Source organism: Vibrio sp. (genome assembly GCF_984391705.1).
In genome coordinates, this window is the sequence record NZ_CFHWOM010000072.1 from 1 (window position 1) to 14,315 (window position 14,315).

Sequence of the window (14,315 nt, forward strand, 5' to 3'; positions counted from 1 at the left end):
TCCCGTCCACTCCGCCACTTCTTTGAAAGCCCTGCTAGAAATAGCAGGGCTTTTTCGTATTTGAATCATTTTGAATGTCCGTCCTTCACCGGATAGATCCAGATTTGGTGTCCCCAACGAAAGACGGCAGCTTGTTTACGTCTAACGCTTCTTAAGTACTGAGCTTATTTCATGGGCCGAATGCCTGACCATCGATTCCCGCTCGTATGCGACTCCAATTGAACACAAGCCCGAACTGGGTGCCTTCGCCATTTCGCCACTTAGTTAACCTGATACGAAAGCGTCGGTTTTTTAATACCTATAGGAAAGTGTCTTTGCATGGACTCACTAGAGGCCTGCCACAACACTACTTTTAGAAAGCCTAGTCTGACGACTAGGCTTTTGTAGTTTCCGGAATTTCGTTTTCTAGGACAAATAGGTACTGGGCTACCAACTAGGTATTTATCTGCTCCCTATTTATTGAAACGCCCACGGGAAAGTTAGCACTATCATCATTTCCTTTGATTGGAAGCAGGTTTTAATGACTGTTCAGGTCTCTCTTTACTAAGCTTTATTTAATAAAGATTTTGGTAGGAGCCTAGCATCCTTTCTTCAATTACAGATCTCTCTAAAGCTAGAATGACCTAGTGCAACAATTACTTTAGGAATTGTACGAGGCCTTTCCTTTCATCTTGCTTGTGATCACTGCTCAACATCATTTTGGTGGCTCAAATGACTTGCTCCTAACAAGAATTCTAAGTGGAAAGATAAGTAAAAAGAGCTAACTTTAGTTTATAGACTGGAGGTCAATATGAAGACAGAGCAGCTTGTATGGAATGGCAAAGATTCGTTGGATCTCTCGTCAGTTTCAATCGTCGATTCCCATGATACGTTGTTGATGATCTATGGTTCACTCAATGAAGATATATCATCATTGCTGAAACAGCATTTTCCCAAGGCACATATGATGGGTTGCTCGACTTCTGGAGAGATAAGCAATGTTGGGGTGATAGATAATTCGCTCGTAATTACCTTTATCCAGTTTGAGAAAACTTCGATTAGAAAATCTGCACGATATCTATCTGATTATCAAGGAGCATGCAAAGCGCTAGGCTGTACATTAGCTAGCGACTTGTTGTCTGAAGATTTACGGCACATATTTGTTCTGAGTGACGGCCTTCAGGTAGACGGAACATATCTTGTAGATGGGTTTAAAAGTGTATTACCCGATCATATTAAAGTGACCGGAGGCTTAGCAGGAGACTGCGTTAATTTTTCAGAAACTCAAGTTTATACCGAGAACGTTAAGAGCTCAGGGCTGGTCGCAGCGATTGGCTTATACGGTGATAGCTTGGAGGTTAGCTATGGTTCACGTGGTGGGTGGTGCTCGTTTGGGATTGAGCGCAAGGTAACGCGCTCTGAGGGGAACGTGCTTTTTGAGCTGGATGATCAAAATGCGCTCGAGGTCTATCACAGCTATCTAGGGGACTTAACTGAAGAGCTTCCCTCTAGTGGGTTGCGCTTTCCGTTAGAGATATCAGATCCAGATAAAGACACTAAACTTGTTAGAACTTTATTAGCTACGGATGACGATACTGGCTCGATTACCTTTGCAGGGCATATTCCCACAGGAGTATCAGCCAAACTTATGCGTGCTAATGTTGATTCTTTGATAGATGGAGCACAAGATGCCGCAAAAGTTTGTCGGGATTTTATTCAGGCCTCCCCTCAAATTGCCATATTAATCAGTTGCGTGGGTAGAAAGCTATTACTTAAGCAGTTGGCTGATGATGAAGTAGATGCAGTTCGTGAAGAGTTAGGAGAGCAAACAATGCTATGTGGTTTCTATTCTTATGGCGAGATTGCTCCTTTAGATCATCAGCACAATTCTGAGTTACACAATCAGACAATGACCATTACCGCATTCTCGGAAAAGTAGTATGCACAGGTTACTTCAACGCCAACTCAAGCGCATTTACCCAGATGGAGTACCTGAAGAGCCGGAGTTAGAAAAATTAATTCAATTGGTTGATGACGGTTATCAAAGCTTTGAGGAACAATTAGCAATTACAGAGCGTTCATTAGATATTAGTTGCAATGAGCTCAACCAAAGGAACAACACACTCAACCAAATCTTAGACTCGCTGCCAGATATGAGCCTGTGGGTGGACACTCAAGGTAATGTTAAAGATATTCGAAGTGGTAACTTTGAACCCCCCTTGTTAACTTCTGAAGCTAATTTCTCGAAGATATTTGAATTAGAGATAGTCAGAAGCTCTCCTGAATTACAGACTTTTATCCGAGATTATCAAATTAGCGGTAACAAGACTGCAGATCTAAATATTCAGTGCGCAGGTACAGATTACATAATGCGGGTGCGATTAACGAATATCACTCCCAATAGTTGGCTGTTAGTTTTCCGCGACATATACCTAAGGAAAAAGCTTGAAGAGTTACAAGCTCAAAGGTTAGAACATTCCAAAAGAGCAGCAAAACAATTACAAGAGTTAGTTAACGCGGCTCCTATTGGGATTATTATCTGTAATCCTCAGCTGGAAATCATCATGTTGAATGAGTTTAGTTGCCAGCTACTTAATCGGGCTAAAGTAGAGGTTGTTCACCGACACCCTAGTGAGTTTATTGCTTCACAGAGCCATAAGCTTTTTCGCTCTAGATTATGTCAGACACTATCACAAAGCGAAGGTGTCGCAACGGCCTCCTGTGATTTAATGCTATTGCTACCAGATGGACGTTTTAGACAAGTAGAGTTTGCTTTTAGCAAGCTGTCCTTTGATGATAACCCAATCATCATTATGTCGATTACTGATATCGATGAAAGAAAGAGCATCGAAAACAAACTTCGTAAACTTGCTGCTACCGATGCCCTAACTGGTGCGTTTAATCGTCGAAGCTTTCAAGAGCAGACGGAAAGGGCGATCAGCACCTGCGAACGTTGGCGGGTGCCTATAACAATTATTTTGCTTGATATAGACCACTTTAAACAAGTCAATGACCAATACGGTCATGCCGCAGGAGATGAGGTCCTGATTGCGTTGGTAAAGCATATTCAACAGTCTACTCGCAATATGGATGTTTTAGGTCGATTAGGTGGGGAAGAGTTTGCGCTTGTATTACCAAGTACTGATAGTGAGCTGGGGTTTGAAATCGCAGAGCGACTAAGGCGTGAAGTAGAGGCAATGGAGATCGTAAGTGGTGAGGATACGCTCAAAATCACAGTCAGTCTGGGGATGACAACCTTGCCTTACGAGCAACTTTCCACGCCGATAGAAGAAGCTTTAGCTCGTGTTGATGGATACCTTTATATTGCAAAAGACAGCGGAAGGAACTGCATCATCCAGAAATGATTTAGAGCTGATAAGCATGTTCTCCTTCCCCCTTTGTGTTTAATCAATCCTGACGATAGCAAATTGCGTTTGAGCTTCAATTAGAACGGAGCTACAACAGAATCTACCGTACCTCAACGTAGTAAGGGTGTTTCTATGTTGGACTCTATTACCTCTGTCCTCTTCGCACTGTGGAGCCAAGATTTCTCGGTACTGCAGACTCCAGGTAGTGCTGTTTTTATTTACGTTATTGTTGCCGCCCTTATTTTTCTTGAAAGTGGCTTTATCCCAGCAGCTCCTTTCCCCTGCGATAGTGTGGTCGTGTTATCTGGCACATTGGCGGCGGTGGGCGTTTTGGATCCCGTTATGATCCTACTAATTATTGGGTTTTGTGCGGCAATGGGAAGTTGGGCGGCATACTTGCAAGGAAAATGGTTAAATCGTTTACCTAAAGTTCAAGGCTGGGTGAAGGCTGTTCCGAGTAAGCGCTTAGCACAAGTTGATATGTTATTAACTAAGCATGGGTTGGTGGCTTTATTTAGTGCTCGCTTTATTCCAGTTGTTCGCTCACTGCTGCCGTTAATGATGGGGATGAGAGCGCAGCAGGTAAAAAGGTTTCACTATTTCTCGTGGTTAAGCGCGATTTTATGGACGCTGTTACTCTGTTCATTTGGCATGTTGCTTCCGATTCTCCCTGAGACAATCAGCAGATATATTACAGCTGGGCTTATGGCCGCACCTGTAATTACTTTGTGCCTAGCAATATTGAGTATTACTGTGATGAAGTTACGGAGAGTGTTGGTTAAGCCATTGCCAAGTAGTTCTGCAAAAGAGCTTTAGAATCTGTGCGCTTATTGAGCGTAATGATACGGAAAAGGCAGCCTTAATGGGCTGCCTTTCAGTATTATAAGTTTAGGGTACGTTACTCTTTTGTAGCTGCCATTGCATCCTCGTCCATGTCTTTCTGAGCACGCTTTGCCTTTTCAATCATAGGTGTAATGGTTGAGCCTTGAACCAGAATGGAGAACACGACCACAGAGTAGGTCATGACCAACACAATCTCTTTCACATCAATTAGCTTATCTTGGATCACCCAGATGCCTGATGGAATGGAGAGTGCCATTGCTAACGCCAAACCGCCGCGCAGCCCACCCCAGGTTAGGATTTTAACTGACCACGGGTTGTAGTTTCGGTAACGTTTAAAGCCAATGTAAGACAGAAAAACGCTTAGGTAACGGGCAGAGAGTACCAGTGGTACAGAGAACGCCATTAATATCCAGTCTTCTTTGTGGAACTCGAACAATAGCATCGACATACCAATCAGTAGGAAGAGTACGCCGTTAAGGAACTCATCAACTAATTCCCAGAAGTGATCAAGGTGATCTTCACTCTCTTTGGAGAAACCGATAAAGCGAGTCCAGTTACCAATCATAATGCCAGAAACGACCATAGCGAGTGGACCTGAAACATGCAGTACTTCAGCAAATGCGTAACCCGCAGTTGGCACACCAATCGTAAGTAGCAATTCCATAGAATGATCATCTGTAGCACTGATGAGATAGTGGAAGAGTAACCCAAGCGCAAAGCCATAAGCGATACCGCCGATAGCCTCTTGGATAAACAACATGGTTACACTGCCCACTGTTGGTGCTTCGGTACCGAAGGCTATGGTATACAGAGTGACAAAAATCACTAAACCGAAGCCATCATTGAACAGAGATTCCCCTTCAATTTGGGTTGAAATACGCTTCGGCGCATCGAGTTTTTTGACGATAGCCAATACTGCGATTGGGTCGGTAGGAGATATAAGTGCGCCGAACAATAAGCAGTAGACCAAATTAAATTGGATCCCGATGAGTTGGCAGAATCCATATAACGCAAAACCAATAAAGAAGGTAGAGAACAAGGTTGCCCCTAAGGCCAGTACGGTAATTTCCCATTTCTGATCTTTTAAGTTGGGCAGTTTGATACCTAATCCACCGGCAAACAGTAAGAAGCCAAGGATCCCCTTAAGCAAAAAATCTTCGAAGTTAATGCTCGACATTGTCTTCGAAGCAATTTCTGTCAGGTGGAACCAATCGTTTTGACCTGCGATCAGAATGATTAACGATAGGATCATTGATCCCGCAGTTATAGCGATGGTGGTTTGCATTTTACCTATCTTGCTGTTTATGAAAGCAATCATCATTGCTGCAGCAGATAGGAAACACAGAGTGTAATAGACCGACATGTGATTCTCTGTATGTAACAAATTGTGAATGAGGATTTTGTTCCTAGCGTGCTTAAATAGCAAACACTTTTTTGTCATGGAATGGTGATGATTTTTGTTGTTTTAGACGTCTAGACTCCTTTAATAACTGTGATAGGATGGAAGAATAATTAAAGGAATGAGGCTGTACTGTGGGAAGTAATGTAAGGCAACAGATTGAAGCTCAATTAAAGCAACGTATCTTATTGATTGATGGTGGTATGGGCACCATGATCCAAGATTACAAACTTGAAGAGCATGATTATCGTGGTGAGCGTTTTGCTGATTGGCATTGCGATTTGAAAGGGAATAATGACCTTTTAGTACTGTCTCAACCAAAGCTGATTAAAGATATCCATCTTGAGTATCTAGAAGCCGGCGCAGATATTCTTGAAACCAACACATTTAACGCGACCACTATCGCGATGGCTGACTATGATATGGAAAGCCTCAGTGAAGAGATTAACTTTGCGGCAGCTAAGTTAGCTCGTGAAGCTGCAGATGAGTGGACGGCGAAAACACCAGATAAGCCTCGTTACGTTGCAGGCGTTCTTGGTCCTACTAACCGTACTTGTTCTATCTCGCCTGATGTAAACGATCCTGGCTATCGTAACGTCAGCTTTGATGAGCTTGTGACAGCTTATTCTGAATCAACCCGAGCACTGATCAAAGGTGGCTCCGACCTTATTCTTATCGAGACTATCTTCGATACACTTAACGCTAAGGCGTGTGCCTTTGCCGTTGATTCGGTATTTGAAGAGTTAGGCATTGCTCTTCCTGTGATGATTTCAGGTACCATCACTGATGCTTCGGGTCGCACATTATCAGGTCAAACGACCGAAGCATTTTACAATTCACTTCGTCACGTAAATCCAATTTCATTTGGTCTTAACTGTGCTCTTGGCCCAGATGAGCTTCGTCCTTATGTCGAAGAACTCTCCCGTATTTCTGAATCGTTTGTTTCTGCGCACCCGAATGCTGGTTTACCGAATGCATTTGGCGAATATGACTTATCTCCAGAAGATATGGCTGTGCACGTTAAAGAGTGGGCTCAGAGCGGATTCTTAAACCTGATTGGTGGTTGTTGTGGTACGACGCCAGAACATATTCGCCAAATGGCAAATGCGGTTGAAGGGGTTAAGCCCCGTGACCTTCCAGAGTTGATTACTGCTTGTCGTTTATCTGGTTTAGAGCCACTAACCATCGAAAAAGAAACGCTATTTATTAACGTTGGTGAGCGTACTAACGTGACCGGTTCTGCCCGCTTTAAGCGTTTGATTAAAGAAGAGCTTTACGACGAAGCGCTAGAAGTTGCTCGTCAGCAAGTGGAAAACGGCGCTCAGATCATCGATATCAACATGGATGAAGGCATGCTGGATGCGGAAGCGTGTATGGTGCGCTTCCTCAATCTATGTGCATCAGAGCCAGAGATTTCGAAAGTTCCAATCATGGTCGACTCTTCTAAATGGGAAGTTATCGAAGCTGGCCTCAAATGTATTCAAGGCAAAGGCATCGTTAACTCCATCTCGTTAAAAGAGGGTAAAGAGAAGTTTGTCGAACAAGCGAAATTGATCCGCCGTTATGGTGCTGCAGTTATCGTGATGGCATTTGACGAAGTCGGTCAGGCCGAAACGCGTGAACGTAAGTTAGAAATCTGTACCAACGCTTATCGAATCTTAGTTGATGAAGTGGGCTTCCCGCCGGAAGACATTATTTTTGACCCGAATATCTTTGCCGTCGCGACGGGTATTGAAGAACACAACAACTACGCTGTGGATTTCATTGAAGCGGTTGCAGACATTAAACGCGATTTACCACATGCGATGATTTCAGGTGGTGTCTCGAACGTTTCGTTCTCATTCCGAGGCAATAACTACGTCCGTGAAGCGATTCACGCGGTGTTCTTATACCACTGCTTCAAGAACGGCATGGACATGGGCATTGTTAACGCAGGTCAGCTTGAAATTTACGACAACGTGCCAGATAAGCTACGAGAGGCGGTGGAAGACGTGGTTCTTAACCGTCGTGATGATGCGACTGAGCGACTGCTTGATATTGCTGCGGAATATGCAGGTAAAGGTGTCGGTAAAGAAGAGGATGCTTCTGCACTTGAGTGGCGCACATGGCCAGTTGAGAAGCGTCTTGAACACGCTTTAGTGAAAGGTATTACCGAATTTATCGTAGAAGATACCGAAGAAGCTCGCGTCAATGCTGCCAAACCGCTAGAGGTGATTGAAGGGCCTCTAATGGATGGCATGAACGTGGTGGGTGACCTGTTTGGTGAAGGTAAGATGTTCTTACCACAGGTAGTGAAATCAGCGCGCGTAATGAAACAGGCGGTTGCTCACCTAGAACCATTCATAAACAAAGAGAAACAGGCAGGCTCCTCGAACGGTAAAATTCTACTCGCGACAGTAAAAGGTGATGTGCACGATATTGGTAAAAATATTGTTGGCGTGGTTCTGCAATGTAACAACTACGAGATCATCGACCTTGGCGTGATGGTGCCATGTGAAAAGATCCTGAAAGTTGCTAAAGAAGAGAACGTTGACATCATTGGTCTATCTGGCTTGATTACCCCATCTCTGGATGAAATGGTGCATGTTGCTAAAGAGATGGAGCGTCTTGAGTTTGATCTGCCACTACTGATTGGTGGTGCAACGACCTCGAAAGCGCATACTGCGGTAAAAATTGAGCAGAACTACAGTAAGCCTGTTGTTTATGTAAACAATGCATCGCGTGCAGTAGGTGTGTGTACTTCTCTGTTATCTGATGAACTTCGCCCGGCATTTGTTGAAAAGCTCGATGCGGATTATGAACGTGTCCGTGATCAGCATAACCGTAAAAAGCCTCGAACTAAGCCAGTAACACTAGAGCAAGCGCGAGCCAACAAGGTTGATATTGATTGGGGCAACTACACTCCGCCAGTGCCAGCTAAGCCGGGTGTACATGTGTTTGATGATTTTGATATCGCGACACTACGTAACTACATTGACTGGACGCCTTTCTTCATGACTTGGTCGCTGGTGGGTAAATATCCAAAGATCTTTGAACATGAAGAAGTAGGCGAAGAAGCCAAGCGTCTATTTAAAGATGCTAATGAGCTACTAGACCGTGTTGAGAAAGAGGGCTTGATGCAAGCTCGAGGTATGTGTGCACTGTTCCCAGCGGCAAGCATTGGCGACGATATTGAAGTTTACACGGATGAGTCGCGTACTGAAGTGGCTAAAGTGCTATGTAACTTACGTCAGCAAACTGAAAAGCCGAAAGGGTTCAATTACTGTCTGTCTGATTACATTGCGCCGAAAGATTCGGGTAAGAAAGACTGGATTGGTGCCTTTGCCGTGACGGGTGGTATTAATGAGCGTGAACTTGCGGATGAATATAAAGCTCAAGGTGATGACTACAACGCGATTATGATTCAGGCAGTTGCCGATCGTTTAGCTGAAGCATTTGCTGAATACTTACATGAGCGGGTTCGTAAAGAAATTTGGGGTTATGCCGCTGATGAGAACTTGTCGAACGAAGAACTGATTAGAGAGAAATACCAAGGCATTCGACCAGCACCAGGCTACCCAGCTTGTCCTGAACATACCGAAAAAGGGCCACTTTGGGAGCTAATGAAGGTGGAAGAGACGATTGGTATGACACTTACGTCAAGCTATGCAATGTATCCAGGTGCATCTGTATCGGGTTGGTATTTCTCGCACCCTGATTCACGTTACTTCGCGATCGCTCAGATCCAGCAGGATCAAGTGGAAAGTTACGCTGATCGTAAAGGTTGGGATATGCTTGAGGCCGAGAAGTGGTTAGGGCCAAACATTAATGGCTAGAGCGAAGGCTAGATAAAATAAAAGCGCAGTTATTACGACTGCGCTTTTTTGTATCAGCTTATTGGCGTTAGATTAGAATGGTTGCTAAACCTAAGAACACCGATAGACCAATCACATCGGTCACTGTGGTTAGCGCCATACCACCTGCAAGAGCAGGGTCGATATTCATCTTCTTTAACAGAATCGGGATGGTTACCCCAGCGATGCCTGCCACGAGTAGGTTAGTGAGCATAGCCGCGGAGATAATCCCACCTAGCATCCAATTACCTTTCCAAGCTACAACAATACCGCCAATGATCAAGGCCCACATGATGCCGTTGAGTAAGCCGATGGCTGCTTCTTTCATCAGTAGTTCGCGTTTGTTGGAGTCACCGATATGACCCAGTGCCAAACCGCGAATCACAAGTGCAACGGTTTGGTTACCTGCAACACCACCCATGGAAGGAACAATGGTCATCAATACCGCGATTGCCGCCATTTGATCTAAGGTGGCTTCAAACATATTGGATACAGAAGCAGCTGCCAATGCTGCAAGTACGTTAGCGCCTAACCAGACACTACGTTTACGTGCAGATTTAACCACAGGTGCGAAGGTATCTTCGTCATCATCCATACCCGCCATACTCATCATCGAGTGCTCGGCATCTTCACGGATAACATCAACCACATCATCGATGGTGATACGACCGACAAGATGCTGGTTTTCATCAATAACAGGTGCAGAAACCCAATTTCGACGCTCAAATAGGCTAGCAATGTCTGAGTCACTCATCGTCACGTCGATTGCTTCATCAGCGTCTTCCATCACATCAATGATTTTGACGTCTGGTTGAGTGGTGATCAGAGTCGTGATTGGCAATTCACCAATTAACCGGCTCTCTTCATCAATCACGTACAAAGCATCTGTCGCTTCTGGGAGCTCGCCTTTCATACGCAAATAACGTAATACAACATCAACATCGACATCACCACGAATGGTGATAACGTCGGTGTTCATTAAGCTACCAGCAGAATCTTCCGGGTATGAAAGTGCGGTTTCAACCAATAGGCGCTCTGCGGCGTCCATTTGTGATAGAACTTCTCGAGAAACGTCGTCAGGCAGGCTACGGAGTACGTAGGCGACATCATCCGTCTCCATACCTTCTGTAGCTTCTGCAAGTGTCTCTGGTGCCATTTTAGACACTAGATCATCTTTGACATCCTCGTTTAGCTCATCGAGGATCTCACCATAGTCTTCTGGATCGGTTAACTGCCAAAGAACTTCACGGCTTTTTCGTGGGGAGGCTTCTAATAGATGGGCAATGTCTTCTGGCTCCATGTCCTGCAATTGGCGACGGACATGAACAAAACGGCCATTTTCTAGAGCTTCTGTGACTTCTTGGAGGGCTTGGTGAGCTTGGTCAAATTCAATTTGCTCTGCCATTGATTCCCCCTGACTCTATTTTTCTACAATGCTGTGAATAGTAACTTAATTTTAGAATGGATTTAATAAGTTAATGTGAAGGAAGAGAAATTTGTCAAAGGAGGGAAGTTAATCTTCTTCTTCAAATTTATCTTCGATGAGGTGGCAGACGGCTTCTAGTGCAGGGTGTGCATCTGCGCCTTCTGCACTAATGGTCACATGCTCACCCTGGGCTGATTCCAGCATTAATAAGCCCATTACGCTATCAGCGGTGGCTTCTTTGCCTTCATGGTTTTGAATGGTCAGTACAGAATCAAATGATTGAGCAAGCTCCACAAGCTTTACAGCAGCACGAGCATGAAGGCCTAGACGATTTTGAATTAGGACGGTTCTACTCTGTTGCTGCATAGTGTTATTCCTTGTGGTTTTGCTCTAATGATGCGTGACGAATTTGTACTTGATGGCCCATCTGTGCGAAGTATTCGCCAATTTGTTGGGTGAGATAAACGGAGCGATGTTTTCCGCCAGTACATCCAATGGCTACCGTGAGATAGCTACGATTGTTCTTCTCTAGTAGAGGTAGCCAATGTTCAATGAATTTTTGAACCTGTTGTTTCAGTTCAATGACTTCAGCGTGGCTTTCCAAAAAGGATTTGATTGGTGCATCGAGCCCGGTCAGTGGACGTAAATCAGGCTCCCAGTGAGGGTTGGGTAAAAAGCGCACATCAAATACGTAATCAGCATCGCTCGGTAGGCCATATTTAAAGCCAAATGATTGGAATACCATGACCAGGTCTTTACGTTCTCGACCTTCAACACGCATGCGGACGGTTTCACTTAAATCATGCAGGGATTGGTTACTGCTGTTGATGACAAGATCCGCGTGTTCTTTGAGGGGAGAAAGAATGGTTCGCTCTTTTTCAATCGCTTGTTCTAGAGAGGTGTTCTCTAAGCTTAACGTCAACGGGTGAATTCGACGAGTTTCACTATAGCGCTTGAGTAATGTGTCTTTATTAGCATCGAGGAACAGTACACTCACATCTGAACTCTGTTTGAGTTGAGTGAGAACATCTTCGACTAAGTTTGGTTCTGCTGGTAGGTTGCGAATATCGATGCTGACCGCGACATTCTGTTTGCTTGATTGAACGGATTGGACAAAGTTATCAAGCATATCCACAGGTAGATTGTCGACGCAGTAGTAACCAAGATCTTCTAAGACACGAAGTGCGACACTTTTACCTGCACCGGAATAGCCGCTTACTACAATAAGGCGCATTATCGATGCACCATTATGTCGTAGAGTTCTTGATCGGACTGCGCTTTACGCAATTGTTTTAAGATCTGCTTATCGTTGAGACGCTCTGCCATACTAGAAAGAGTTTTTAGGTGCTCTTTACATTGTGCGTCGGGCACAAGAAGAGCAAAAAGTAGGTCAACAGGGCGGTTATCGATAGCATCAAATTCAACCGGTGATTCACACTGAAGTAGAACTGCTACAGCTTTATCACTGGATTGCATACGAGCATGGGGAATGGCTATTCCATTTCCAATGCCAGTACTGCCCATCTTTTCACGACTGAGCATGCATTCAAATAATTCGGTAGAGTTTTGCCCGGTTTGTTCAGCAACGAGTTCACTGATCATTTCAAGGGCACGTTTTTTACTGGTGCACTGAACTGCACTTTTCGTGCAGTCCAGTGTAAGGATTTCGCTTAATTGCATGGTGTTAGTGAGCGTTTAGCTTCTCTTTGTGCTTGTTTAGCTGTCGTACTAATTTATCGACTAGGGAATCAATCGCGGCATACATGTTTTCATCATCTGATGAAGCGTGAATTTCGCCCTGATTTACGTGAAGGGTAGCTTCTGCGATTTGACGGAGTTTTTCAACTTTTAAAACAACATGAACGCTGTTGATATGGTCAAAAAAGCGTTCTAGCTTTTGAAACTTTTCGTTTACGTAGTCTTGCATTGAATCGGTGAGATCAACGTGGTGGCCATTAATATTGATTTGCATAGACTTTCCTTCTCGGTTAAATGCCTTAAAGTAGGCGTTTGCGCTGACTTGAAGGGGCGATGCCTAGTGATTCGCGGTACTTCGCTATTGTTCGTCTAGCGACCTGAATCCCTTGGTCAGCGAGTAGAGCTGCAATCTTACTGTCACTCAGTGGTTTCGCACTGTTTTCGGCAGCAACCAACTTTTTAATCAAAGCTCGAATTGCAGTGGATGAACATTCTCCACCATTGTCAGTACTGACGTGGCTAGAGAAAAAGTACTTCAGTTCAAAAATGCCACGAGGGGTATGCATGAACTTCTGCGTGGTTACCCTTGATATGGTGGACTCATGCATGTCGACATCCAATGCCACATCATTAAGTACCATTGGCTTCATAGCTTCTTCACCATACTCGAAGAAATCGCGTTGATGTTCAACAATACACTTAGCAACTTTGAGCAGCGTCTCGTTTCTACTTTCAAGGCTTTTAATTAACCATTTTGCCTCTTGCAAATTGCTACGAATGTATTGACTGTCTGCACTATTACCTTTGCCAAGAGCTGCATATTGTTGGTTGACCTTTAGTCTTGGCACTGAGTCAGGGTTGATGGTCACGACCCATTTGCCATGATCTTTAAAGACCGAAACATCCGGAATGACATATTCTGCATGTTCTGTTGCTATACGGCTTCCTGGTCTAGGGTCCAGTTGTTGAATGAGCTTGAGTGTTTCTCTGAGCTCTGCTTCTTTAAGCTTAGTCTCTTTAATGATCAGTTTGTAGTCACGATTACCAAGTTGGTCGATATGGTTAGTGAGGACTAACTTAGCTTCGGCTAGCCAAGGTGTATCTTCTGGGAATGTCGCTAATTGGAGTAATAAACAGTCTTGAAGGTTGAGCGATGCAACACCCAATGGGTCAAACTGTTGGATACGTTTACGGACAGCTTCAATCTCTTCGATTTCAATCTCTTCGTTATCGAAGCTTTCTAGAATATCCTGGCTAGAGACAGTTAAATAACCGTAGTCGTCGACGGCGTCAATAATCGCCATTGCGATAGTACGGTCGGTTTCACTGAATGGAGTCAAGTCGAGCTGCCACGTTAAGTAGTCATGCAGTGACTGAGTGGTTTCGCCTTGATAGACCGGTGCGTCGTCGTCTAGGGCAATGCCAGTACTACCAGTGTTAGCACTGTATACATCTTCCCAAGTCGTATCGATTTCAAGCTCAGAACTTATTTCTGACTTCTCGATTAACTCTGAACTGTCTTTTACGTCTGGCTCTGTGATCTCGACCGTTGGCTCTTTTTCCTCATTACTCGATTTATCTTCGGCAACCGGAGTATCTTCCCCAGACTCCTCGACTTCGAGAAGAGGGTTTGAGTCCAATGCTTCTTGAATCTCTTGTTGAAGATCTAGCGTTGACAACTGCAACAAGCGAATCGCTTGTTGTAGCTGAGGTGTCATCGCTAACTGCTGTCCTAGCTTGAGTTGTAATGAGGGTTTCATTCAGTATTA

At 44.3% G+C, this 14,315-nt stretch carries 11 protein-coding genes; 4 read left to right on the top strand and 7 right to left on the bottom strand.

Features of this window, described 5'->3' with window-relative positions; translation table 11 throughout:
* Positions 1 to 790: 790 nt before the first annotated feature.
* The 3 genes from AC4MRV_RS19820 to AC4MRV_RS19830 all read left to right on the top strand — a co-directional run bounded on the left by AC4MRV_RS19820 (position 791) and on the right by AC4MRV_RS19830 (position 4,163).
* Positions 791 to 1,918: an FIST signal transduction protein gene (locus AC4MRV_RS19820; RefSeq protein WP_491189032.1), complete on the top strand. Its 1,128-nt coding sequence runs from the start codon at positions 791 to 793 to the stop codon at positions 1,916 to 1,918.
* A gap of 1 nt (position 1,919) precedes the next feature.
* Positions 1,920 to 3,344, top strand: coding sequence for a diguanylate cyclase (locus AC4MRV_RS19825; protein ID WP_491189033.1), 1,425 nt, complete (start codon positions 1,920 to 1,922; stop codon positions 3,342 to 3,344).
* Between the two features lie 135 nt (positions 3,345 to 3,479).
* Positions 3,480 to 4,163, top strand: a complete 684-nt coding sequence (locus AC4MRV_RS19830) for a DedA family protein (protein ID WP_491189034.1) — start codon at positions 3,480 to 3,482, stop codon at positions 4,161 to 4,163.
* An 82-nt stretch (positions 4,164 to 4,245) separates the two neighbouring features.
* On the opposite strand, the gene AC4MRV_RS19835 is transcribed toward AC4MRV_RS19830, so the two are convergent.
* A complete protein-coding gene (locus AC4MRV_RS19835; RefSeq protein ID WP_491189035.1) occupies positions 4,246 to 5,553 on the bottom strand; it encodes a cation:proton antiporter in 1,308 nt (435 codons plus the stop codon).
* A 170-nt stretch (positions 5,554 to 5,723) separates the two neighbouring features.
* Here AC4MRV_RS19835 and metH point away from each other — a divergent pair, with 170 nt between their 5' ends.
* Positions 5,724 to 9,404, top strand: a complete 3,681-nt coding sequence (gene metH, locus AC4MRV_RS19840) for a methionine synthase (RefSeq protein ID WP_491189036.1) — start codon at positions 5,724 to 5,726, stop codon at positions 9,402 to 9,404.
* A gap of 67 nt (positions 9,405 to 9,471) precedes the next feature.
* Here metH and mgtE read toward each other — a convergent pair whose 3' ends face one another.
* From mgtE to AC4MRV_RS19870, 6 genes are all read right to left on the bottom strand, one after another.
* Positions 9,472 to 10,827 carry a magnesium transporter gene (gene mgtE, locus AC4MRV_RS19845; RefSeq protein WP_491189037.1) on the bottom strand — a complete coding sequence of 452 codons (1,356 nt, stop codon included), beginning with the start codon at positions 10,825 to 10,827 and terminating at the stop codon, positions 9,472 to 9,474.
* 108 nt (positions 10,828 to 10,935) lie between these two features.
* On the bottom strand, positions 10,936 to 11,214 hold the full coding sequence (locus tag AC4MRV_RS19850) for an HPr family phosphocarrier protein (protein ID WP_491189038.1): 279 nt from the start codon (positions 11,212 to 11,214) through the stop codon (positions 10,936 to 10,938).
* A 4-nt stretch (positions 11,215 to 11,218) separates the two neighbouring features.
* The gene (rapZ, locus tag AC4MRV_RS19855; protein ID WP_491189039.1) at positions 11,219 to 12,082 is read right to left on the bottom strand and encodes an RNase adapter RapZ; all 864 of its coding nucleotides are present in this window, start codon (positions 12,080 to 12,082) and stop codon (positions 11,219 to 11,221) included.
* A complete protein-coding gene (ptsN, locus tag AC4MRV_RS19860; protein WP_491189040.1) occupies positions 12,082 to 12,528 on the bottom strand; it encodes a PTS IIA-like nitrogen regulatory protein PtsN in 447 nt (148 codons plus the stop codon). The genes rapZ and ptsN overlap by 1 nt, the downstream gene beginning before the upstream one ends.
* 4 nt (positions 12,529 to 12,532) lie before the next feature.
* Complete coding sequence (gene hpf / locus AC4MRV_RS19865; protein ID WP_006878041.1) at positions 12,533 to 12,820, bottom strand: ribosome hibernation promoting factor; 288 nt, start codon at positions 12,818 to 12,820, stop codon at positions 12,533 to 12,535.
* A 25-nt stretch (positions 12,821 to 12,845) separates the two neighbouring features.
* Positions 12,846 to 14,306: an RNA polymerase factor sigma-54 gene (locus tag AC4MRV_RS19870; protein ID WP_491189041.1), complete on the bottom strand. Its 1,461-nt coding sequence runs from the start codon at positions 14,304 to 14,306 to the stop codon at positions 12,846 to 12,848.
* Positions 14,307 to 14,315: the final 9 nt, after the last annotated feature.

What these genes read in the sequence shown, in the direction of transcription:
- AC4MRV_RS19820 (WP_491189032.1), top strand. Translation starts at nt 791, where the DNA reads ATGAAGACAGAGCAGCTTGTATGGAATGGCAAAGATTCGTTGGATCTC.
- AC4MRV_RS19825 (WP_491189033.1), top strand. Translation starts at nt 1,920, where the DNA reads ATGCACAGGTTACTTCAACGCCAACTCAAGCGCATTTACCCAGATGGA.
- AC4MRV_RS19830 (WP_491189034.1), top strand. Translation starts at nt 3,480, where the DNA reads ATGTTGGACTCTATTACCTCTGTCCTCTTCGCACTGTGGAGCCAAGAT.
- AC4MRV_RS19835 (WP_491189035.1), bottom strand. Translation starts at nt 5,553, where the DNA reads ATGTCGGTCTATTACACTCTGTGTTTCCTATCTGCTGCAGCAATGATG.
- mgtE (WP_491189037.1), bottom strand. Translation starts at nt 10,827, where the DNA reads ATGGCAGAGCAAATTGAATTTGACCAAGCTCACCAAGCCCTCCAAGAA.
- AC4MRV_RS19850 (WP_491189038.1), bottom strand. Translation starts at nt 11,214, where the DNA reads ATGCAGCAACAGAGTAGAACCGTCCTAATTCAAAATCGTCTAGGCCTT.
- rapZ (WP_491189039.1), bottom strand. Translation starts at nt 12,082, where the DNA reads ATGCGCCTTATTGTAGTAAGCGGCTATTCCGGTGCAGGTAAAAGTGTC.
- ptsN (WP_491189040.1), bottom strand. Translation starts at nt 12,528, where the DNA reads ATGCAATTAAGCGAAATCCTTACACTGGACTGCACGAAAAGTGCAGTT.
- hpf (WP_006878041.1), bottom strand. Translation starts at nt 12,820, where the DNA reads ATGCAAATCAATATTAATGGCCACCACGTTGATCTCACCGATTCAATG.
- AC4MRV_RS19870 (WP_491189041.1), bottom strand. Translation starts at nt 14,306, where the DNA reads ATGAAACCCTCATTACAACTCAAGCTAGGACAGCAGTTAGCGATGACA.